A 22,299-nucleotide genomic window follows, 5' to 3' on the forward strand; every position below is an offset into this window, starting at 1 on the left:
ACGCCCAGTGTTCGCATCGTAAGGCAAACATTGCGAGGGAGCCATTTACCATGTCACCGTCGATGTGGGCATATAATCTGGCCGACATCGTGGCACGACATGCGACATTGGCAAGAACGTTCTGACATCCACGATGTCGCCCGGGTCGGCTCATACCCGATTGGCGGTGGATGGATCATGCGGGTCCGCGCCACTCATTCGGTGTTGCAGCCAAGCCGCCATCCATTGCATCTCATACTCACAGCATGTTCATTCTTTTCGGCTCACCTCGATCGGGAACGACTCTGTTCAAGGAATCGCTCAATCTGCATAGCGAGATCTTCATCCCGAACCAAACCACGCTCATCAGTCCAATCGCGCACGTCATCGGTTGCATCAGCGACTGGTCCGTGGCCCGTCCTCTGATCAGCAAGATCATCAAGTCGACGGACGACTTCTCCGAGGTTCTCGAGCCCTATATTTCCCCTGCGGAGATCGATGACGCACTGCTTGAAGCCGAACCGACCCTGGCAGGCGTGCTCACAGCAATCTATGGCCGCATTGCATCCAATGCGGGGAAACGGCTGAGTGGAGACAAAACCCCCGACGATCTTCTTTCGATCCGGAAGCTCGAACAGGTCGGACTCCTGGACTCTGACATCAGGTTTCTCCATATCGTCCGCGACGTGCGGGGCACGATGCTGTCCCTCAAAAACGTCACGTGGGCTCCGTCAGGCATCGAGGAATACTTCCCTCGCTTGTGGAATTACACAAATCTGCACCTGCACCATGCCATGCGCGAGCGCGCGAATTACCTGCTCGTGCGCTACGAGGACCTCGTCTCGAACCCACAGGATGTCCTGGCGCGCTCTACCGCATTTCTCGGCCTACCGTTCGAAGAGGCCATGCTGGACAACTCGAAGCGCGCGCCGGTACTGCGCCATGATCAGAGTCACCTCAACTTGTCGCGGCCGTTCCTGAACGACCGTGCAACGGCATGGCAGACGAGCCTGCCACCGGACATCATCGCCCACTGTTGCACTACCGCGGCAGAAGGGCTGAAAGCGTTCGGATACATCTGAGTACGCAGCAGTCCGCTCCAACTCTGGCATGAGAACGGACGAGCAGCCATGCGTGCGCAACTTCGATCGTCCTGCTCTCTTTGGTGTCGCGATAGGTCAGCCTGTCACAGCCGCGCGAAATGCATCGGCATTTCGTGCGTCGACAGCATATTCGTAGAATGCCGACCGAGTCGGAAATGCCGGTAAGACGGTCTGCAGAAAACACAGCATTTCCGTCATCCCCTTGTTCTGCAGGAAGCGCCTGAATGCATCAAGATCGCTCCCGTCCAATCGCGCCGAGAACATTCTCGGCCCCGACATCGCAAGTGCCTGCGCAATGACAGCCGCGATCTCGACCCGAACCTTGCTCAAGTCTTCCTTGATCGTGTTCCTTTCGTGCACGCGATACACGATATGCTTCACGTCCCGGTCGATATACACACTGTCGTAGGCGAACGCGTACATCAAGAAATCGAGATCATGGCAGTAGCGAAGGGGCTGGAATCCGCCTGCGGATTGCCAAAGCGCTCGACTGAATACCATGTTCGACGTAGTCGCGACAAAATTCTCGTTCAACAATGCCAGTTGCGGCAACCCGGTATCGCTCAGAAATCCGTATGCACGCGCCAGCCAGTCGATCGCGACGCCAGTGTGCTGTTCGACGCCGTTGTCGTCCATAATGCCGGCACGCCCCGCGATCAACCCTAGGCCGGGGCGCTCCTGAATCAGTTCGCGGCAACGCGCGAGCTTCCCCAACGCAAACACGTCATCCGAATTGAGCACCGCGACATAGTCGCCGCGAGCGAGACCAATCGCACGATTGATCGTATTATGAGCTCCCGCATTCTCCTGTCGATAGGCACTCGCATACGGAACATTAGCAAGAAGCCGCGACGCAACGTCAAATCCGTCGTCGGACGAACCATCATCGATCAATATGATTTCATCAGCAGGAGAGGACTGCGACAACACACTCTGCAACGCACCTTCGATATACCGCGCATGGTTATATAAAGGGATAACGACGGAAATGGTGGCGTTCGCCCGTGCAACGGACGCAGGCGCAGACGACTTGCGGAATTTAAAGATTGACATATTCAAGACCGGGCGATGATTTCATCCAGAAAACACTCAAACACGAGTTCATTGGATATCGGTATCAAAGAACGGGAAGTAGCGCGACCGATACCGCAGATCCCGCGTCCGCTCCTTGATGAACCGCGCCGGATTTCCGGCAACGATCGTGTATGGCTCGACATCACGTGTCACAACCGACCCCGCTCCCACCACCGCGCCTTCACCGATACGAACGCCGGGGCTGATGATTGCGCGAGCACCGATCCAAACGTGATCCTCAATGACAACCGGCTTGCACAAGCATACGAAATCCGGATTCTGCGGATCGTGCGTCAACGTCTGGATCAACGTATAGTGCGAAATATTCACGTTGTTTCCGATCGTCAACGGAACGCGGCCATCCAGATAGGTATATCGGTTTATGACGGTATTATCCCCAATCGAGATGTGATATCCCGTAACAAAGCACCCCATCGCAATACTTGAATCACGACCGATCTTCACCTGACAAAATCTGCCAAGAAACCAATGCCTTACTCGATAAGGCATGTAATTCATGAACAAGTGATTGCCTAGGTAGAAACAAACCGCAGGTTTGAAGCGCCACCTGACGAAGCGGTAAAACGACTTGAGTGAACTCACCATATCCGCCTCTTCCGTTATCGGTTGTGCGCCCTGACCACATCTTCGATGATCGATTCGTAGCGCGTCACGATATCGGCAAAGTTGTAGCTCGCGTAGATCTTGTCGCGCCCGCGAGCCCCTCTTTCGCGCCACTGTGCAGCGTTCGATGCCATTTGGTCCATCGCATCCGCGAGGACGGATCCAATCTTGTATTCCCTCGGTGCGTAGGCAAGCTCGTCGAGCAACTTCGAGTTCAGATTCGGCGTATCGCCATATTCGTTCGGGATCAGGATCCCGATATCGTCACCGTCGATGACTTCAGCGGATGCACCTGTGTCGGTGAGGATCATCGGCTTGCGATAGAACATGGCCTCGTTCATCGCGATGCTCCAGCCCTCGATGAACGACGGAAGGAGGAACGCGTCCGTAACGCGATGTACGTCTTCGACATCCGGGAAATATCCCGGCATCAGAATATGCTGCTCCAGACCATGCTCGACCAGATAGTGGCGAAGCGCATCGACGTGAGGCGGATAGATCACGTTGCCAACGCAGAGAATCTTGACGTCGCGTCTGCGCGCCAGCAAATGGCGCATCGCATCCGCCATCACGTAGTGCCCCTTGTGCAGATTGTACGAAGCGACATTCGCGAACACGTAGTCGGAATCTGACAAGCCAAGCTGGGCGCGCGTCAGCTTCGGAGGCTGCTTTTCCCTCGCTTCGTGTTCGGACAGGATAAGGCCGTTCGGCACTGTCACTACCTTGCTGTCGGACACGCCGAGATTCGTCACAGCAAAGCGGGTCGCGTTCTTGGAAACCGAAACGTAGCGATCGACATAGCGATCATTGTCGGCGAACGCTCGTGACTGTTCGTCCGAAAAGAACGCATAGACATTGTGGATGAACGTGATATTCGGAATCCCGAGGCGATCAAACAGCGGATAACCGGTATTTGAGAAGTGAGACATCGAAATATCGACGCTCAACTCAGTCAGCAGTTTCTCGTAAGCCGCGAGCGTGTTCGCTGCGGGCAATCCGACCACCCGCAGGCCGGCATTGCGTGCGACGGTACCAAGGTGTCCGACTTTGCCCGGGGTAACGATGGTGACATCGAAACGGGCCCGATCGAACGCAATCGCAGAATCGAGCACGACCTTCTCGAGACCGCCCTTGTCGAACGACGCCAATTCGATTACAACACCGAGCTTCCCGTCGGTACGGGGACGACTTTGCGGCGGTGCTTTACGGAACAATGAGAACAGAGAACGCAGCATGGCGAGGATCAATATGAGTGGAACGGTCAGTGGATGTCGAATGCACCAGGGCGCAAGTCTCTCTCGCCATCGAGCACGTTGATCGATGCGAGCAGAGCAGACATCCTGGCTGCAACGGTCTCCACCGAGTATTCTGCAACCGCAGCCGCGAACCCTGCATCGGCGACGCGCTGCCACAATTGAGGATCTTCGAGCAGTTTGACGATCGCCGCGGCGATATCTTCGGCACTGTCACCTTCCAGCACCTGTTCGCCTGCAACGAGACCCATCCCTTCGCTCGCAATCTTGCTCAGCACGCTCGGCACGCCATGCAACAGACTTGAAACCACCTTGCCCTTGATACCGGCACCGAATCTAAGGGGCGCAACTGATACGCGAGCCACGTCGAGCACGTCGCCCAGATTCTCCACGAATCCGATAACCTTCACACCCGTCGCTGGATTGTCGAGCGAGCGTACGTAATCGGTCACGCCACTGCCGACGATACGCAACTCCGCGCTAGGCTGGCTCCGCCTCACGATCGGCCAAATCTCGTCGACCAGGAATTGCACTGCATCGATATTCGGTCGATGCGCGAATCCGCCAACAAAGACGACGCCGGACCGCTCATCGAACGTACGTCCCGAGCGGGTCGGCATCCGCGGGATCGGAATGCGATGGACGTTTGCTTGTGGGGCCAGCTCTTTCAATACATCGTATTCGAGACGACTCACCACGATGGTCGCATCGGCTTCGCGCACGGTCTGAATTTCCGTGCGCCGCAGCATCAATGCCTCTTCCAGTGCTTCGGGAGAGCGGTCGTGGATCGCTGCGCGCTCTTCACGGAGGTAATGGAGATCCACCGTGCCAAATACCAGCTTGACATGCGGCGCGCCCCGACGAAGTGGTTCGACCAGATGACGAGCAACGATGATGCGTTGTGCGACGACTACGCGCGCGTCGGCAACCTCTTCCATGAACAACTGGTTCAGCGATGCGAGATCGCTCGCACACTGAACGCGCACGCCCCAACGCCGCAGCGCGTCCATATAGGCGACAGGAGGCGACTGTTCGAATGCAGCAATGAAGCTCACGTCATAGCCGAACTCGCGGAAAATCCGCATGTACCAGTAGACGTCAACCGATCCAGAATCCTGATCGGGCTTTGGCACGAATGCGTCGACGATCACGACCTTCGGCCGCTGCGGAGATGCAAGCACATCGCCAAATGGGCGTTCGACACGGAACAGCGTGTCGTGATGCTGCCGCAGGCGCCAACGCTGATACGCATCATCCCAATTGTCATCATTCTTCGGCCGGCTCGCTTGCGCCGCATCCGAGATGACGAAACGGGCGAACGGCTGCAAGTAGGTTTTCTCTCCGCGTGCAAATAGGTCGAGCGCCAATGCAACGAAACCGGTTGTGAGGACCGGCATCTCTTCCTCGAAACGCGATGTACGCTGCCAGGCAACGTTTCGAATAGCGATGAATCCGGGGCTCGCCGCCTTGATCTCAGTCACATTCTGGATATCGACGTTATCGCTGTTGACGCCCGCATGCGCGGCAAGGAGACGCGCACCAGCATCGATTACGCCGCCAGCGGCGTGCACCGTTCCGTTCCTTTCCAAGATGATCGCTGAGACCGCCGATGCGTCTGCGAAGCGTTCGAACGCTTCATCGATCGCCGCCAGCCATCCCGGACGCGCCAGCAATACGTCCGACATCAGGACGACGAATTCACTCGCGGACAAATCACCGACATGCTTGGCCAGTTCGGATATCGACTGGGCCGCATGACGATCGTCGATGACACGGACACCGCTCTCCGTCACCAGCTTTGCATCGATCTCGCCAACCACGTATATCTGGTACGCGACGGATGTCGTATGGTGGCTCAGGGCCGCAAGGCATTCGCGGATCGCCGTGCCGCCTTGCGATTGCAGCACGACGATCGTCGCTCGCGGCGCCGACGCTTGCTCGAATGGCCGGAGCGGCAACGACGACAACCCATCGACCTCGGCGATCGATGTGGGCAGCCCTGCCGTCGCTGCGGGACGCGAAGCCGGCGTCGCGCTCGCACCCTGCTGATTTGCGCGGATACGGCGGGCGGCATAACGAAGCGGTTTCGTCACGCGCCAGGAAGTGGAATTCGTGATCTGCTTCAACTGCCGCCGAAGACTCTCGTTCTCGGTCAACAATGCAACCATCGACGGATCGTTCTCGCGCCTGCCGTCGCTGTCCTGAGCCTGTGTGCCGAGCACGCCCTCCGCATGCTTCAACTGGTCGGTCAACTCGTCGACCCGAGCAGCGAGAACAGTCGACGTGTTGTTCTGCACGTCGAGAGATTCAAGCACCTTGCGCGAAGTCGTCATCGCTTCGTCGCGACGTTCGGCCGCCTCGGTAAGCGCGGAAACCGTCCGAGTCAACCGATCGACTTCGGCTTTCAGGCTGCCAATATCAGCATTGTTCGCGATGATGACGTCGTTCAAGCGCACGGTCTCGACCGTCAACTTGCCGATCTCTTCATCACGCCGGAGAACTTCGTCGGTCAGCCGCACTACCTCGGCCGTCAGACGGCCGATTTCATCGCCGCGTGCCATGGTTTCCGTCGTCAGGCGAACAATTTCGGCCGCCTGGGCACCGATATGCGCGTTGCGTGCCTGATCGTAACGTGTGAACGACACACCACCATCGAGCAGATTGTCGTCCATTTCCGGTATCGGTCCGTCGGACGCAATCGCAATGAAGTACACGGGATCGAGAACTCCCGCCGTCTCGCGATACTCGCCCACCTCGCGTTCGGACCAGCAGGCGACGCGACGTTCACCGCTGCGCCCCTCCTTTTGGAGCAGCGATCCGGCAAGCGGCTTCTGTTCATAAAGGACGAAATTCTGAAACCCGCTCTTGAGCCACTGGACGAACTCCTCACGATCGAGCTCGCGTACGTGGTATTCATTAGGCGGCGACCCGGGCGGCGAATAGATCGGACGGTTCGGCGTCGATATGATCATGATTCCGCCCGGCTTCAGCACCCGACGCGCCTCGCGCATGAACGCCTCATGCTCGCGAAAATGCTCGAGCGTCTCGTAGGAGTTGAGGATGTCGACCGACGCGTCGGCAAGAGGAATCTGCGTGGCGCTACCCCACTCGAACCGGAGATTCGGTACGTCACCATAGCGGCCCTTCGCATTTTCGACTGCTTGCGGATCGACATCGACACCGATCACGGAGCGCGCTGACTGCGCGAGCAAAGCAGAGCCATAGCCTTCCCCCGAGGCGATATCGAGCACGTCCTTGCCTGCACAGATCGCCGTCGAGAAAAGATATCGATGGTAATGCTCGTACTGAATCGGCCCCGCAACGCCCGGAAGATATCGTTCACCCGTGAACGAGTGATCATCTTCCGACGCTTTGAATCGAAAAATTCGCTCTTGCTTGGTCATTTGAGAAATCCCGCTCTGCAAACTTGCAAAAATCTTGTAAGTAATCTCGCCGAACACGTGACGACAACTTCATGCCGGGAGATTTTGCTCATGCCTGTGGATCAAATCCGTTCCGCGCTACATCTCACCGGACAGTCCGGCGTACACCATCGGAACGCCCACGAGCGTGTGTCTCACGCGGGATGCGTGCACGCGAAGGGGTAACGCGTCGTGGATCCAGTGATGCTGAACGTGATCGTATTGCGTGCCCTCCGCAATCGCGACGTTGATCGAGAAAGCGCCCACCGGCAGTACCGGCATGATGAAGGTGAACTCCGCGCATAGCGCGTCGCCGGCGTCGCATGATACGGGGCGTTCAGCGAAGGTTGCGAACGTGTTGTCTCCCGCCAGTTCCTGACCTCGCTCGTTCTTCAGGTAGAAACCGACGATCGGAGAAAGCAACGGCTCGTCGATTTCAATTGTCACGCGCAGCGTAATCGTTTCGCCGCCGACGACCCATTCGAGCCTGCGCGCCTGATCGTCGAAGAATCCAACGTCGACGATTCGTGCGCCCCCTTCACCAAAAGCCTGCGACTGATGGTTGAACGCCAGCACCTGTATGTCGTTGCGAAACGAGGAGGCGTTGAAGCGTTCGCGACGGAAATCGACTCCGCTGTCGTGACGCTCCACCTCCACTGGCACCGACGTAGATGCTGCTTCGGTCGTGCTGTAGCGCGCCTCCAGATACGCCGCGCACACGTCCGCTGGTTTTCCCTGCGCAATAATCCGCCCGCTGTCGATCCAGATGACGCGCGAGCAAAGCTTTCTGATCGTCGACGTATCGTGACTGACGAACAGGATGGTCCCGCGCTGCTTGAATTCGTGCAGGAAACGAAAGCACTTTTGATTGAAGAATGCGTCGCCAACCGCCAGTGCCTCGTCGATGACCAGGATGTCGGCATCGACGTGTGCGATGACCGCGAACGCGAGGCGAACAAACATGCCGCTCGAGTAGGTCTTGACGGGCTGATCGATAAACTCGCCGATATCCGCGAAATTGACGATTGACTCGTAGCGATCGTCGATCTGCTGACGGGATAGCCCGTACAGTTGCGCATTCAGATAGATGTTCTCACGCCCCGTGTACTCGACGTCGAAGCCGGAGCCGAGTTCGAGCAACGCGGCAACCTTGCCACGTACGGCGATATCACCACTGGTCGGGGCCAGCGTGCCACAGACGATCTGAAGCAAGGTGCTCTTGCCCGACCCGTTCCGCCCCACGATGCCGACGGTTTCTCCTGCCGCGACGGAAAAATTCACGTCATGAAGGGCCCAAAATACGTTCGACTGCGCTTCCGCTTGCCGATGCGTCGCTTGTCGCGTCGCGGAGCCTTGCGCAAGTCGCGCAATAGCACCCAGCACTCCTCTCTTCAACCGGTCGCCGGGTCGCTCGTAGGACTCAAAACCCTTGCTGATGCCGTGAGATTCGATCGCGATATTGTCAGACATATGAATTCATTCTTCGCATCCCGTCCGGACACGATGCCAACCTATGGATCACGATCAAAGGATCGGTCCCGTGATACGCCATCAGTCGCGGATGGTAAACGACGAATCGTACCACGACGCGTCATTTCACAATATGGAAAGCGGGCGTCAATGGCTTGGGTAAGGCACTCCTCCAACCCAAAATTCCGTTCAGATTCGGCTCGCGGCCTACAATGCCAACAATCGGCACCGATCCGCGCCGCCGCCCACGCGGCCGGGATTGCTTTCGAGATTTACACTTCGACACACGCCGCAACGGACGCGACGTTGGTCCGCCGATGAACCACTATGCGATAATTCGCATGCACCATAATGGCCTCAGGGCCGAGCAAAGCACTGGATTGAAGGTGCTGCACCGGCCTGACGCCCGCCTGCAGTCATCGAATCGCGGCTGCACGGATCCGCTTTCCCGCCGGCTCCCTGTGCCGTACCACCCCCGCTGACCTTGTCGTCGAACTTATGCAAAGCTTTAGTCTTTCGCCGCGATCTCTCGCCGCTTCACTGGTGAAAAATCGCCGCCTGATGCTCGATCTCGCGCGCCGCGACGCCGTGGGACGTTACAAGGGATCCTTTCTAGGCATCTTCTGGTCGCTGCTCACCCCACTCATGATGCTGAGCGTCTATACGTTCGTCTTCAGCGAAGTGTTCAAGTCACGCTGGAACGACGCGTCGCACGCGGCATCAAAAGGCGAATTCGCCGTGGTGCTGTTCGCCGGAATGATCGTGTTCAATCTGTTTTCCGAATGCGTAAACAGGGCCCCGGGGCAAATTCTCTCCCACTCCAACTTCGTCAAGAAGATTGTCTTTCCGCTCGAGATCCTGCCTTGCGTGACGTTGATATCGGCACTGTTTCACCTTAGCGTGAGCGTCTGCATCCTGCTGGTGGCCGAATGGATCGTCGTCGGTAGCGTGCCGTTGACTGCGTTTCTGTTCCCCATCGTGCTCGCACCGCTCTGCGTATTCATCATGGGCGTGAGTTGGATTCTGTCCGCCACCGGCGTCTATCTCCGCGACATAGGACAAACCGTGGGGATCGTCATCACCGCGATGATGTTCCTTTCCCCCGTGTTCTTTCCCGTGTCTTCGCTCCCAGAACAGTTTCGCGGCTTCGTCTATCTGAATCCGATGACCTACCCCATCGAACAGGGCCGCGACGTTCTCATTTGGGGACACATGATCGACTGGGATAGATGGTCCATCTATTCGATCATGGCCATCGCCGTTGCATGGATCGGCTTCGCATGGTTCCAGAAGACGCGCCGGGGTTTTGCCGATGTCATCTGATGTTGTCATCCGCGCCGAGTCGCTCGCGAAAGGATTCGAGTCCTATCGCAAACCGTCCGACCGCCTGAAACGCAGTGTCCTCAGCTTGCTGAGCGGGCTTGCGCCGATCCCAACCTTGCGCGAATCGCTGCGCCAACGTGCACGGGATTGCGCCCGGATGTTCTGGGCCCTCAAAGATGTTGATTTCGAGATTACGCGCGGAGAAACGGTTGGCATCATTGGCCGAAACGGCTCCGGCAAGAGTACATTACTGCAAATCATCTGCGGGACACTTGCCCCTACGAGCGGCACGGTGGAAACCCGGGGGCGCATTGCAGCGCTGCTCGAACTGGGTTCCGGGTTCGATGCCGAATACTCCGGCCGGGAGAATATCTACATCAATGGTCAGTTGCACGGCCTGACGCGCGAACAAATCGATTCGCGCGTCGACGAGATCATTGCATTCGCCGATATCGGTCATTTCATCGATCAACCCGTCAAGACTTATTCAAGCGGCATGTTCGTCCGCCTCGCGTTCGCGGTCATCGCACACGTCGATGCCGACATCCTGGTCATCGACGAGGCGCTGGCTGTGGGCGACGCATTCTTTACGCAAAAATGCATGCGCTTCCTGCGGCGTTTTCAACAGACCGGGACGGTTTTATTCGTCAGCCACGATTCATCCGCCATCCGTAGCCTGTGCGACCGGGTCATCTGGCTGGATCGAGGTGTGATGCGCGAGTCGGGAAGTGCGAAAACCGTCTGCATGAACTACTTCGAGGCGTTTTATCGGAAACGCGGTGATGACGGCGTGTCGCGCGCTGAATCGGACGCCAAGAAATTCAACGTGACGGCCTCAGGCAACGAGCCGCGAGCAGATCAGCGAAGCGAATTTCCGCGCACCACGATCGAGACGCTGCCGGCACTACCGAGCATCGACCTGGATCCGCATGACCTTCCTGCGCAACGTGACTCGATACTGATTGAATCCACGACCCTCACCAACACGAAAGGCAGCCCCGTTACTTGGGTCACGGGCGGCGAACGTGTTTCGCTTCGAATTCGCGTCCGCCGGACCGAATCCAGCACGCCGCACATTGCATTCTTCGTCAAGGACCGACTCGGGCAACCGCTGTTTGGTGATGACAGCGTATTGGCGGTGCGGGAAGCCGGCTCGCCGTCTCCGGACGGAAACCACGTCGTTGCAGAGTTTCGCTTTGACATGCCGATTCTTCCGCCTGGTGACTATGCGTTCACCGTGCTGGCAGCAGCACCTTTCGACAACCGGATTCGTGTGCTCGACTGCGTTCACGATGCCATCATAGTGAAATCGGAATCCGCCCGTGTCGCTACCGGGCTCGTTGGAGTCCCTATGAATCGTATCGAACTCTTTGTTCGCGAAACCGCGTAACGCGCATCAGTCCGTTTGAGAACGCGATCACCCCACACCGACTGGGCCCCGATTTACTACCTATATGACTTCCGGCCAACACCGCGCCTCACACGATTCGACAGAACACGATGCCCTCTCTCGTGACGACGTCGAGGGCAGCGCATTGGCGCGGCGCATTATCGAACTCGAACGTGAACTCGCGGGCTTGCGCAAGGAAAATATCCTGCGCGCAAATGCGGAAGCCGATCGAATCCGGCTCGAGGATGAACTGCGAAGCATCCGCGCGTCGCTATCATGGCGTTTGACATCGCCACTTCGACAAGTGACCTCTGCGATCCGCATGGCCGGCGTCGTCGCGGCAACGATCCGACGGCAAGCAGTTGTCCGCGGTAGCCTGCCGAGTGCGCTCGTGCACTATGCGACCATGCTCAAGCGAGAAGGTCTCCAGGGAATCCTTGCTCGATCCCGACGCCTCCGGGATGGCGTAGGATTCGCCGATGCCCCCCCGCCCGACGCGGTCTATCACGAATGGATCAACAGGTTCGATCGATTCGGCGACGCGGAACGTGCGGCCGCCGAGAGCGCGCTGCAATCATTCGAACATCGACCGCTCATTTCGATCGTTGTCCCGACGTACAACAGCAATCCGTTGCACCTCGAAGCAATGATCCATTCCGTGCAGGAGCAGGTCTATCCATTCTGGGAACTCTGTATCGCGGACGATGCATCGTCGGACGAGACTACGCGCGAAATCCTGACACGCTATCAGTCGCAGGATTCTCGAATCCGGCTGGTGTTTCGTCCCGAGAATGGCCATATCTCCGAAGCCAGCAATAGCGCCCTTTCGCTGGCTACCGGTGAATTCGTCGCCCTGTTGGATCACGACGACATCCTCCCACCTCACGCGCTGTTTGTCGTTGCGCAATACATCAATCGCTACCCTCGCGCGCGCATGCTCTACAGCGACGAGGACAAGCTGAACGAGCATGGGCAACGGACGGCCCCGTACTTCAAGTGCGACTGGAATCCTGCGTTGTTCCGTACGCAGAATCTGTTCTCGCACCTTGGCGTTATCGAAACCGCGCTAGCAAGGCAAGCGGGTGGCTTTCGGCTCGGGTTCGAAGGAAGCCAAGACTATGATCTCGCGCTTCGGTGCGTAGAGATTGCCGGCGATGACAGCGTCGTTCATATACCACATGTACTCTATCACTGGCGCATCACGGCCAGCAGCACGGCAGGAACGAGTCACGCCAAGCCGTATGCGTCAACGGCAGCACAGCGGGCCATCGAAGGTCATCTCGCGCGCTCCGGCATCGCCGCAACCGTGGAACAACCTTTCGGCGAGTTGCCGGTTTTCCGAGTGAGGTATGCGATACCCTCCCCTGCCCCCAAAGTATCCATCATCATCCCGACGCGAGACGGCATCGCATTGCTCCGCCAGTGCGTTGAGAGCATTGTCGGACGCACGGTATACCCGAACTACGAGATCATCGTCGTCGACAACGGCAGTAGCGAAGAGGCGTCACTCGCCTATTTCGCGGAGATATCGCTTCGCCCGAACGTCAGGATCATCAGGGACGACTCGCCGTTCAATTTTTCTGCGCTGAACAATACAGCCGCAGCAGCAGCGACCGGCAGTTTCCTATGCCTGCTGAACAACGATACCGAAGTCATCTCGCCTGACTGGCTCGATGAAATGGTCGGCATCGCGTCGCAACCCGGCATCGGCGCAGTCGGTGCGGCCCTGTGGTACCCGGATAATTCACTTCAGCATGGCGGTGTGCTGCTGGGACTAGGCGGTATCGCGGGCCATATGCACCACATGCTCAAGCGGGGCAATTTCGGCTACTTCAACCGCGCCGTATCCGTGCAGAACATGTCTGCAGTCACGGCAGCATGCCTACTTGTCAGCAAACGGATATATGACGAAGTGCACGGCCTCGACGAATCATTTGCCGTCGCCTTCAATGATGTGGACTTCTGCTTGCGGGTGCGGGACGCAGGTTACCGAAACGTCTGGACGCCGTTCGCCGAGTTGTACCACTACGAATCGGCAACACGCGGTTCCGACATGGCTGCAGACAAGTACGAGCGCTTCGTAGGTGAGGTGCGTCGAATGGAAGAGCGATGGGGTACCGCACTGAACTGCGACCCGGCATACAACCCGAATCTCTCCCTCGCCGTGGACGTATTACCGTTCACGCTGGCCAATCCTCCACGCATCGGAACGCTTGAGTAAGTCGAAGCCTGCTTGCGTGAAGCGCGTGCGACATGATGGAGCAGGCCGCTGCTGCGCCCTTTCCGCCTCCGGTACAAAAAGCAAACGGCTACCTCGGGAACGACAACATCGACAATGTTGTCGCCGAACACCGTCGATTCAGCCGTTTTAAATTCGATGCTCGATTTTGGTCAGTTTCATATCCATCGACTGACCAACCTTTTCCATGCAGATGCTGGTAGGGATGATACCCCTTGCCGTTGCGACAAGAAGACCCAGTTGTTATAGATTGCGTATGCGCGCTCCATACCAAGATCGCCATGGGCCGCCAACATCTCCGACTTGCCGATGATGCTGCAGTACCGTGCGACAATATCCTGCCCGTAGTCGGTAAAAGCCAATATTCCTTCCGCCCTGGTGGGATCGAGATGAAACTCGGGCTCCTGCAAATGAATAATTGTCCCATTCTCGATTATGGCCCGAGGTTCACTTTTAGCAAGATGCCATTTAACTGGTATAGTCGAAACATGATACCCACCAGGCTTCAAAATGCGTCTAATCTCGGCAAATGCCAATTCTGGGGAGGGGACGTGTTCCAGGACATCTTCAGTGATGACGAGATCAAATGAGCCGTCGTCGAACGATGTCGCCTGGATATCCTCGCACAGCACTCCATTACGATACTCTCCTGAAGCAGCACCATCGATGTATTCACTGGCAACGAGACGCTCTCCAAGGGGCGCCAGAGATTCGGCGACAGCACCTGAAGTGCTTGCTATATAGATCGTTCCGCGGAACTTTCTCGCAAATTTTTTCAACGATGCACGAGAATCATCACTTAACCACAAATCAAGAATCGACTTCGCAAGATGCCGATTTCTTGCGGATGATCCACAGTGTTCGCAGAGGAATGAATTACGCTTGCAGGGAAAATCGACCGGCTCGTACGATTTAAAAATAGCTTGCGATCCGCAGACGTGGCAATATCCGCGGACAATTTGCGTCGGCTCCATACTCATCTCTCTCAGGTAGACGGTTTGGGTAGACTTCTATCGTCATAGCCGTGGCAAATTTGAGGTATCACTGACTGAAGGCCGGCGCCACGATCTTACAATATATTACATATGATTATAATCATGCAAGGAAGTGGGGTTAATACCTATCTCCAGCCACTACCCGATCCATCAATTTGTAATTATCTCGCCTCTAACTGCCCCGCTTTGAAACCGATCTGGCACCCCTCCTAAATTTTCATCGAGCGCTATCGGAATAAGGTCCGAGTCGTCCGCGCAAACCATCTCGGATTCCGCGCCATACCATCGCGAGATGCTCACCACGTCGCTCCGGAAAAAAACAGTAGATCAGGACCCGAAATGGTAACTTCACAAGCTCCGTCGATTTCCATTTCAATGGCATCGATGTACGCTTCATCAATGCGATTACATTTCGAAACTGATAATAGTGGCGGATAGGCCCGTGCATAGGATAACGACGTCCCAATACTTGAACAGGCTCGCCTCCGAGTTCGTGACTCATCCGCAACCACGGAATCCCCCAGACCTGATAGCCGCGCTGCTTGGCGCGAACGCACCATTCGAGATCGACGAAATCGATGAATAGCGACTCGTCCATTGCGCCAACGACCTTCCAGCATTCAAGGTTGATGCAGGATCCGGACGAAATAAGGAAGTCAACGTCGATGGGTACGTCTCCGACCGGTGGTATACGTTGAAGCCTTCCCCATCCAAACCGGACAAAGGGTGCCACACCGCGCAGACGGCGATCCTCATAAGCCGGACCGACCAGCGCAACGCGGCTCCCCGCCTCGCGGGCCCGCACGATTAGTTGCGGCAGATCTGTCAGCAAGGACCGGGGCGGCTCACTGTCCTGATCAAACAGCAACGCGACATCACAGCCTGTCCGAATCAGCGCATCGACACCCTGATTGAACGCCATCGCAATTCCAGCGTTCCACCCGTTGGAAATGTATTCAATCGAGTCGGCCAGCCCGAGAGCGCGGCGATCAAGCACTTCCGGCGTATTGTCGACCACCACGCAATGCATCGACTCGGCCAGCCGGTTGGCGCGCGCAACACACGCAGCGTCTGGATGAAAGAAAACGATAACGGCTCCGGTGTTCGGCGATCGATTTTGTGTATTGCTCATAAGATTGCTACGCCTACGGTACCAGCATCGCGCGACGCGGTCATGTTCTCCATCCTGTGATTGCAATGCACTTTGACATGACCACTTCGCAATCGATGAAGCCGGCCCGCTTCGGCAACACGAAAATCCGCCACGCCCCAGCCGGCCATCGCGTCACGTTCGCCCGTAGTTATCCTCGAAGCGGACGATATCGTCTTCGCCCAAATATTCGCCACTCTGAACTTCGATCATGACCAAGTCGACTACCCCGGGATTCTCCAGCCGGTGCTTGTGGCCGGCTGGGATGTAAGTGGACTCGTTGGTCGACACGAAAAACGCTTCATCACCATTGACGACCTTCGCCATCCCGGACACCACGATCCAGTGCTCGCTACGATGATGATGCATTTGAAGGCTGAGGCTTGCGCCAGACTTCACGACAATGCGCTTGATCTTGAATCGAGGCCCCTCTTCAAGCACTGTGTACGTTCCCCACGGGCGATGCACCGTTCGATGAACCTTGTACGCCTCGTGACCAGTCGCTTTGAGCTCCGCATAGATCTGCTTCACGTCCTGCGCGCGACTGCGCGTTGCAATCAGCAACGCGTCCGGCGTATCGATCACGATCAGGTTCTCGACGCCGACCGCACCAATCAAACGCTCGGAACTCTGAAGATAACTGTTTCTGACATCGATAAGCAGGGCTTCGCCCTCTACGCGATTGCCATACTCATCCGGAGTCGCGAGATCACCCAGTGCCGTCCACGATCCGACGTCACTCCAGCCGATGGAACACGGTACCACCGACCCCTGCCGGCACTTCTCCATCACTGCATAATCCACGGAAACATCAGGAACAGCACCGAAACTATTCGGGTCGAGACGAATCTGCGCCGCGCCACCCGCACTCGTCGACGACGGTGACGCATTGATACATGCTTTCACGGAATCGAGGATGTCGGGGCAATGCTCGGCAAGCTCTCGCAGCATCGTTCCCGCCGTAAAACAAAACATCCCGGAATTCCACAGAAACCGCCCAGACTCGAGATACTGCTGCGCATGGGCCAGATCGGGCTTCTCGATGAAACGCACGATGTCGGTTCCATCTGCCTCGATATATCCATACGCGGTTTCCGGGCTGTCGGGCTGTATCCCGAACGTGACGACCCGCCCGCCCTTGGCCAGCACCGATGCCGTCTCGACTGCGTTCGCAAACGCGGATGTGTCGTTGATCAGATGATCCGCCGCGAGCACGAGCATCACGACCTGCTCACCCTGTGCTGCGGCCGCATACACGGTTGCCGCAGCGATCGCGGCAGCCGTGTTTCGGCCAAAAGGCTCGAGAATGAACGAGGTGGCCAATCCGGTCGCATTGACTTCCCGATACTCATCCTCGGTCTTGAAGAAAAGGTCGCGATTGGTGACCGTGAGCACTTCATCGACGCCCGGCAGCCCGGCCGCCCGCAGGAAGGCCTTTTGCAACAGGCTTTCGCCGTCGGCAAGCCGAATGAACGGTTTGGGATGCGATTCACGAGACACGGGCCACAGTCTTGACCCGGCACCACCGCAAAGAATAATCGGCAACAAGCTCACATGTTCCTCGTATTGCATGACGATCAACGCGCTTCGGTCGACATACGACGCCGCGGATATCAGTCGCATCCGCCCACTTCGACACGAAGCGCACTACACGCGCATGCGACCACTCACATTACAGAAACGATCATGTCTTCTGCATACCAGCCAGGCAAAGCCCCAGAGATTCACGCCAGTGTGGCAGAGTCACACCAAAAACCTGCGCCAGCTTGGCATTGGACAGCCTCGAATTCGATGGCCGCTTCGCCGGCGTCGGATAGTCGGCAGCGGGAATCGGCAATACGATCGGCCGCTTCGGAAGATTTGCCAGTTCGAAAATCGCCGACGCGAATCCATACCAAGACGTGTCGCCGCCAGCTGTCAAATGGTAAGTTCCGGAACGTGCATCCCACCATTCGGACGCATCCGCGGCACCGCGCATCTGGGCAATCACGTGCGACGTCGCCGTCGCGATGGCGTGACTCCAGGTCGGTGCACCCATTTGATCCGCAACGACTTTCAATTCGGGGCGATCGGCGCCCAAACGAAGCATCGTCAGCAGAAAATTATGTCCACGCACACCATATACCCAACTGGTGCGCAAAATGAGATGCCGGCATCCAGACGAGGTGATCGCCACTTCGCCTTCAAGCTTGGTCACCCCGTAGACATTTTGCGGATTCGGGAGGTCGGTCTCGCGGTACTCGCCCGACTTCACGCCGTCGAACACATAATCAGTCGAGTAGTGAATGAGTGCCGCGCCGCTACGCGCAGCCTCTTCGGCCAGTACACGCGGTACATCGGCATTCAGGCGACGCGCCGCATCGACGTCCATCTCGGCCTTGTCGACGGCCGTATAGGCGGCCGGATTCACGATGATCGACGGCTTCAGCTCGCGTACGACGCTGCGCACCCGATCGAGATCGGACAGGTCGAGCATCGAGCGGTCGCATGCCACCACGCGGCCGAGGCCTTGCAGTGAGCGCAGCAGTTCGAACCCGACTTGGCCATTCACACCCGTCACGAGGATCGCCGGTTCAGGAGTCACACCCACCTCACGCATAAACTTCAGCTTCGCTTAAACGCTTGCCGGCCGCATCCTTCGCCGCCAGGAGCGGCTCGAAATCGATCGGCCACTCGATCCCGATCTCCGGGTCGTTCCACACGATGCTGCGCTCGTGTTCCGGGAACCAGTAATCGGTCGTCTTGTAGAGAAACTGAGCGGCTTCCGACAGCACGACGAAACCGTGCGCGAAACCGGGCGGCACCCATAGTTGCCGGTGGTTGTCGTTCGACAGCACCACACCCACCCACTTGCCGAAGTTCGGCGAATCCTTGCGAATATCGACGGCGACATCGAACACTTCGCCCTCGACCACGCGAACGAGTTTGCCCTGCGCGTGCTGGATCTGATAATGCAACCCACGCAGCACGCCCTTCGACGAACGCGAGTGATTGTCCTGCACGAATTCGATGCCGGGTTCGACCTGTTCGGCAAACTCCTTCCCGTTGAAGCTTTCGTAGAAGAATCCGCGTGCGTCGCCGAACACCTTCGGCTCGATGATCTTGACTTCCGGCAGCGCCGTCGCCGTTACTTGGATGGCCATGCGACTTGATCCGTGAGAATGTTCTTGAGGTACTGTCCGTATGCGTTCTTCGCGAGCGGCTGTGCCAGTTTCAGTACTTGCTCCGCGTCGATCCAGTTACGGCGATAGGCGATTTCTTCAGGACAAGCAACCACGAGGCCTTGGCGCCTCTGCAGCGTCGCGATGAAGCTGGCCGCCTCGATCAGCGAATCGTGCGTGCCGGTATCGAGCCACGCATAGCCGCGCCCCATGATTTCGACGTTCAGCGCGCCGCTGGCGAGATACTGCGAATTGACATCAGTAATTTCCAACTCGCCGCGCGGCGACGGCTTGATGTCGGCCGCGATGTCGCACACGCGGTTATCGTAGAAGTACAGGCCCGTCACCGCGTAATTCGAACGCGGCTTCGCGGGCTTCTCCTCGATCGACAACGCCCGGAACGACTTGTCGAATTCGACGACGCCGTAACGTTCCGGATCATGCACGTGATACGCGAACACGGTCGCGCCGGCTTCCTGCGCATGCGCGCGCTCGAGCTGCTTCGCGAGATCGTGGCCGTAGAAGATGTTGTCACCAAGGATCAACGCCGACGGATCATTGCCGACGAACTCCCTGCCGATGATGAATGCCTGCGCCAAGCCATCGGGAGACGGCTGCACCGCGTACTGAATATTCATACCCCACTGGCTACCGTCGCCAAGCATCGACTCGAAGCGCGGCGTGTCCTGCGGCGTCGAGATGATCAACACGTCGCGAATGCCCGCGATCATCAGCGTCGACAAGGGGTAGTAGATCATCGGCTTGTCGTACACCGGCAGCAGCTGCTTCGAGACGACGTGCGTGATCGGGTACAGCCGCGTACCTGAACCGCCAGCAAGGATGATGCCTTTACGTGCCATCGCGTGTCTCCTCAAGCGCGCTTCGCGTAGTTGGTCTCGACCCACTTGCGGTACTCGCCCGACGCGACTTCGTCGGCCCACACCTGGTTATCGAGATACCAGTCGACGGTCTTCGCGAGGCCGGTCTCGAACGTCTCCGCCGGCTTCCAGCCAAGCTCGCGTTCGAGCTTGCGCGCATCGATCGCGTAGCGGCGATCGTGACCGGGCCGGTCGGTCACATAGGTGATCTGGTCACGATACGACCCTGCTGCCTTCGGGCGCGCCTTGTCGAGCAGGTCGCACAGCGTATGCACGACTTCGAGATTCTTCTTCTCGTTCCAGCCGCCGACGTTGTACGTCTCGCCCGGCACGCCGCGCGCGAGCACCTCACGGATCGCGCTGCAGTGGTCGCCGACATACAGCCAGTCGCGCACGTTCTGACCGTCGCCATACACCGGCAGCGGCTTGCCCGCGAGAGCATTCGCGATCATGAGCGGAATCAGCTTTTCGGGGAACTGGTACGGACCGTAGTTGTTCGAACAGTTCGTCGTCAGCGTCGGCAGGCCATACGTATGATGGTACGCACGCACCAGGTGGTCCGAACCGGCCTTCGTCGCGGAATACGGGCTGTTCGGTGCGTACGGCGTCGTCTCGGAGAATTGCGGGTCGGTCGCGGACAGCGAGCCGAACACCTCGTCAGTCGACACGTGCAGGAAGCGGAACGCGGCCTTGTCGGCGTCGTTCAGGCCATTCCAGTATTGGCGGGCCGCCTCCAGCAGCGTGAATGTGCCTACGACGTTGGTCTGCACGAAGTCAGCCGGGCCGTGAATCGAGCGGTCGACATGGCTCTCGGCGGCAAAGTGCAGCACCGCGCGCGGCTTGTGCTCCATGAATAGCGCGTCGAGCGCCGCGCGATCGCAGATGTCGACACGTGCAAAAACATGCTTCGGATTGCCATCCAGCGATTGCAGCGTCCGCAGATTACCCGCATATGTCAACTTGTCGACGTTGAGCACAGCCTCGTCAGAGTCACGGAGCCAGTCGAGTACGAAATTGGCACCGATAAAACCCGCGCCGCCCGTAACCAGAATCATGAGGTTCCCTCGTTGGTGGTGTGTGGCGCACGCTCTAGGCGCCGCCGCATCAAATTCGAAGCAAGTGGCGACGGTCGCCACGTGAAACCGGGAATTTTAACCGGTCGGCATGGTCGCCAAAGTCATGAAATGCTAATTTTGTTCGGGAAGACGACAATTATAGGGAGCCGCGCGCTGCAAAATCCATACCGCTAACAACTTGATACAGCGCTCCGCTCCATGCTAGGCCTGATATTCCATGCCGCAACATGACCTAAATGGAGATGGATTTTCGTGCGGCACCTCATCAGGCAGATTATTTTCCCTCCCTACTCGAAACCCATCCCGTTCATCGTCTCATGACCTCTCCCCCCATCGCCATCGGCGACATCCAAGGCTGCCATTCCGCTTTCCAGTCGCTGCTCGCCAAGCTCTCAGCCCCCGCCGACACCCCGCTCTGGATCGCCGGCGACGTCGTCAACCGCGGCCCGGACTCCCTCGCCGCGCTACGCGCGGTCGTCGACCTCGGCCCGCGCGCGACCGTGGTACTCGGCAACCACGACCTCCACCTGCTCGCGGTTTCCGCCGGCCTGCGCACCGAACGCCCCGGCGACACGATCGGCGAGATCCTCGACGCGCCCGACGCCGAAGCCCTGCTCGACTGGGTCCGCCACCGCCCGTTCGTGCATGTCGAAGACGAAAAGCTGCTCGTCCATGCGGGTGTGCTGCCGCAATGGGACGCCACGCTCGCACTCGAACTCGCCGACGAGCTCCAGCGCGCACTCCGCGCCCCCGACTGGCGCGACACGCTGCAAGGCCTGTACGGCAACGAACCCAACCAATGGAACCCGAACCTGAAAAAACGTGACCGGATGCGCGTCGCATTCAACGCGTTCACGCGCCTACGCTTCTGCACGCCCGATGGCGAGATGGAATTCAAGGCGAACGGCGGTCCCGACAGCGCACCGCCCGGCTACCTGCCGTGGTTCGACGTGCCGGGGCGCCGCACCGCGGACGTGACGGTCGTGTTCGGCCACTGGGCCGCGCTCGGCCTGATGCTGCGCGACAACGTCGTCGCGCTCGATTCGGGCTGCGTATGGGGAAACCAGTTGTCGGCCGTACGGCTGACGGCCGATCCGGCGCAGCGCACGGTCACGCAGGTGCAGTGCGAAGCGTGCCGCTCGCCGGGCGGCGAGTAACCGCA

The 22,299-nt window shown here is 58.1% G+C and carries 17 protein-coding genes; 5 read left to right on the forward strand and 12 right to left on the reverse strand.

Annotated elements, in window-relative coordinates; all coding sequences use genetic code 11:
* The first annotated feature begins 245 nt into the window (after positions 1-245).
* Positions 246-1,061, forward strand: coding sequence for a sulfotransferase family protein (locus tag LGM42_RS16610; RefSeq protein WP_060312872.1), 816 nt, complete (start codon positions 246-248; stop codon positions 1,059-1,061).
* A gap of 96 nt (positions 1,062-1,157) precedes the next feature.
* Here the strand turns inward: LGM42_RS16610 and LGM42_RS16615 are convergent, their stop codons facing one another.
* The 5 genes from LGM42_RS16615 to LGM42_RS16635 form a co-directional block, all read right to left on the reverse strand.
* The gene (locus tag LGM42_RS16615; RefSeq protein WP_060312869.1) at positions 1,158-2,135 is read right to left on the reverse strand and encodes a glycosyltransferase family 2 protein; all 978 of its coding nucleotides are present in this window, start codon (positions 2,133-2,135) and stop codon (positions 1,158-1,160) included.
* Between the two features lie 48 nt (positions 2,136-2,183).
* On the reverse strand, positions 2,184-2,762 hold the full coding sequence (locus LGM42_RS16620) for an acyltransferase (RefSeq protein WP_060312866.1): 579 nt from the start codon (positions 2,760-2,762) through the stop codon (positions 2,184-2,186).
* Between the two features lie 14 nt (positions 2,763-2,776).
* Complete coding sequence (locus tag LGM42_RS16625) at positions 2,777-4,015, reverse strand: glycosyltransferase family 4 protein (RefSeq protein WP_060313565.1); 1,239 nt, start codon at positions 4,013-4,015, stop codon at positions 2,777-2,779.
* A gap of 26 nt (positions 4,016-4,041) precedes the next feature.
* Entirely contained in the window at positions 4,042-7,437 is a 3,396-nt protein-coding gene (locus tag LGM42_RS16630; RefSeq protein ID WP_060312862.1) for a methyltransferase domain-containing protein, read from the reverse strand.
* A gap of 117 nt (positions 7,438-7,554) precedes the next feature.
* A complete protein-coding gene (locus tag LGM42_RS16635; protein WP_060312860.1) occupies positions 7,555-8,925 on the reverse strand; it encodes an ABC transporter ATP-binding protein in 1,371 nt (456 codons plus the stop codon).
* A gap of 498 nt (positions 8,926-9,423) precedes the next feature.
* Between LGM42_RS16635 and LGM42_RS16640 the strand changes: the two genes are divergently transcribed.
* The 3 genes from LGM42_RS16640 (at position 9,424) to LGM42_RS16650 (ending at position 13,859) form a co-directional block, all read left to right on the forward strand.
* The gene (locus LGM42_RS16640; protein ID WP_060312858.1) at positions 9,424-10,248 is read left to right on the forward strand and encodes an ABC transporter permease; all 825 of its coding nucleotides are present in this window, start codon (positions 9,424-9,426) and stop codon (positions 10,246-10,248) included.
* Positions 10,238-11,638, forward strand: a complete 1,401-nt coding sequence (locus LGM42_RS16645) for an ABC transporter ATP-binding protein (RefSeq protein WP_226232681.1) — start codon at positions 10,238-10,240, stop codon at positions 11,636-11,638. The genes LGM42_RS16640 and LGM42_RS16645 overlap by 11 nt, the downstream gene beginning before the upstream one ends.
* 322 nt (positions 11,639-11,960) lie before the next feature.
* Positions 11,961-13,859: a glycosyltransferase family 2 protein gene (locus LGM42_RS16650; protein ID WP_226232736.1), complete on the forward strand. Its 1,899-nt coding sequence runs from the start codon at positions 11,961-11,963 to the stop codon at positions 13,857-13,859.
* 176 nt (positions 13,860-14,035) lie between these two features.
* Here the strand turns inward: LGM42_RS16650 and LGM42_RS16655 are convergent, their stop codons facing one another.
* The 7 genes from LGM42_RS16655 to rfbB all read right to left on the reverse strand — a co-directional run bounded on the left by LGM42_RS16655 (position 14,036) and on the right by rfbB (position 21,116).
* On the reverse strand, positions 14,036-14,851 hold the full coding sequence (locus LGM42_RS16655) for a class I SAM-dependent methyltransferase (RefSeq protein WP_226232682.1): 816 nt from the start codon (positions 14,849-14,851) through the stop codon (positions 14,036-14,038).
* Positions 14,852-15,089: 238 nt separating this feature from the next.
* On the reverse strand, positions 15,090-16,004 hold the full coding sequence (locus LGM42_RS16660) for a glycosyltransferase family 2 protein (RefSeq protein ID WP_081083255.1): 915 nt from the start codon (positions 16,002-16,004) through the stop codon (positions 15,090-15,092).
* A gap of 153 nt (positions 16,005-16,157) precedes the next feature.
* Positions 16,158-17,576 carry a mannose-1-phosphate guanylyltransferase/mannose-6-phosphate isomerase gene (locus LGM42_RS16665; protein WP_060313562.1) on the reverse strand — a complete coding sequence of 473 codons (1,419 nt, stop codon included), beginning with the start codon at positions 17,574-17,576 and terminating at the stop codon, positions 16,158-16,160.
* 130 nt (positions 17,577-17,706) lie between these two features.
* On the reverse strand, positions 17,707-18,621 hold the full coding sequence (gene rfbD / locus LGM42_RS16670; protein ID WP_060312848.1) for a dTDP-4-dehydrorhamnose reductase: 915 nt from the start codon (positions 18,619-18,621) through the stop codon (positions 17,707-17,709).
* The gene (gene rfbC / locus LGM42_RS16675; RefSeq protein ID WP_060312845.1) at positions 18,614-19,165 is read right to left on the reverse strand and encodes a dTDP-4-dehydrorhamnose 3,5-epimerase; all 552 of its coding nucleotides are present in this window, start codon (positions 19,163-19,165) and stop codon (positions 18,614-18,616) included. The genes rfbD and rfbC overlap by 8 nt, the downstream gene beginning before the upstream one ends.
* Positions 19,150-20,043, reverse strand: coding sequence for a glucose-1-phosphate thymidylyltransferase RfbA (gene rfbA / locus LGM42_RS16680; protein WP_060312842.1), 894 nt, complete (start codon positions 20,041-20,043; stop codon positions 19,150-19,152). The genes rfbC and rfbA overlap by 16 nt, the downstream gene beginning before the upstream one ends.
* 11 nt (positions 20,044-20,054) lie before the next feature.
* Entirely contained in the window at positions 20,055-21,116 is a 1,062-nt protein-coding gene (gene rfbB / locus LGM42_RS16685; RefSeq protein ID WP_060312839.1) for a dTDP-glucose 4,6-dehydratase, read from the reverse strand.
* Between the two features lie 338 nt (positions 21,117-21,454).
* Here rfbB and LGM42_RS16690 point away from each other — a divergent pair, with 338 nt between their 5' ends.
* A complete protein-coding gene (locus LGM42_RS16690) occupies positions 21,455-22,294 on the forward strand; it encodes a symmetrical bis(5'-nucleosyl)-tetraphosphatase (protein ID WP_226232737.1) in 840 nt (279 codons plus the stop codon).
* Positions 22,295-22,299 lie beyond the last annotated feature (5 nt).

Source organism: Burkholderia sp. AU39826 (assembly GCF_020419965.1).
GTDB classification, from domain to species: Bacteria; Pseudomonadota; Gammaproteobacteria; order Burkholderiales; family Burkholderiaceae; genus Burkholderia; species Burkholderia semiarida.

Bases quoted from the DNA above. Each gene is read 5' to 3' on its own strand.
- LGM42_RS16615 (WP_060312869.1), bottom strand. From the start codon at position 2,135: ATGTCAATCTTTAAATTCCGCAAGTCGTCTGCGCCTGCGTCCGTTGCA.
- LGM42_RS16620 (WP_060312866.1), bottom strand. From the start codon at position 2,762: ATGGTGAGTTCACTCAAGTCGTTTTACCGCTTCGTCAGGTGGCGCTTC.
- rfbD (WP_060312848.1), bottom strand. From the start codon at position 18,621: ATGCGTGAGGTGGGTGTGACTCCTGAACCGGCGATCCTCGTGACGGGT.
- rfbA (WP_060312842.1), bottom strand. From the start codon at position 20,043: ATGGCACGTAAAGGCATCATCCTTGCTGGCGGTTCAGGTACGCGGCTG.
- LGM42_RS16650 (WP_226232736.1), top strand. From the start codon at position 11,961: ATGGCCGGCGTCGTCGCGGCAACGATCCGACGGCAAGCAGTTGTCCGC.
- LGM42_RS16610 (WP_060312872.1), top strand. From the start codon at position 246: ATGTTCATTCTTTTCGGCTCACCTCGATCGGGAACGACTCTGTTCAAG.
- LGM42_RS16690 (WP_226232737.1), top strand. From the start codon at position 21,455: ATGACCTCTCCCCCCATCGCCATCGGCGACATCCAAGGCTGCCATTCC.
- LGM42_RS16645 (WP_226232681.1), top strand. From the start codon at position 10,238: ATGTCATCTGATGTTGTCATCCGCGCCGAGTCGCTCGCGAAAGGATTC.
- LGM42_RS16655 (WP_226232682.1), bottom strand. From the start codon at position 14,851: ATGGAGCCGACGCAAATTGTCCGCGGATATTGCCACGTCTGCGGATCG.
- LGM42_RS16635 (WP_060312860.1), bottom strand. From the start codon at position 8,925: ATGTCTGACAATATCGCGATCGAATCTCACGGCATCAGCAAGGGTTTT.
- LGM42_RS16630 (WP_060312862.1), bottom strand. From the start codon at position 7,437: ATGACCAAGCAAGAGCGAATTTTTCGATTCAAAGCGTCGGAAGATGAT.
- rfbC (WP_060312845.1), bottom strand. From the start codon at position 19,165: ATGGCCATCCAAGTAACGGCGACGGCGCTGCCGGAAGTCAAGATCATC.
- rfbB (WP_060312839.1), bottom strand. From the start codon at position 21,116: ATGATTCTGGTTACGGGCGGCGCGGGTTTTATCGGTGCCAATTTCGTA.
- LGM42_RS16660 (WP_081083255.1), bottom strand. From the start codon at position 16,004: ATGAGCAATACACAAAATCGATCGCCGAACACCGGAGCCGTTATCGTT.
- LGM42_RS16625 (WP_060313565.1), bottom strand. From the start codon at position 4,015: ATGCTGCGTTCTCTGTTCTCATTGTTCCGTAAAGCACCGCCGCAAAGT.
- LGM42_RS16640 (WP_060312858.1), top strand. From the start codon at position 9,424: ATGCAAAGCTTTAGTCTTTCGCCGCGATCTCTCGCCGCTTCACTGGTG.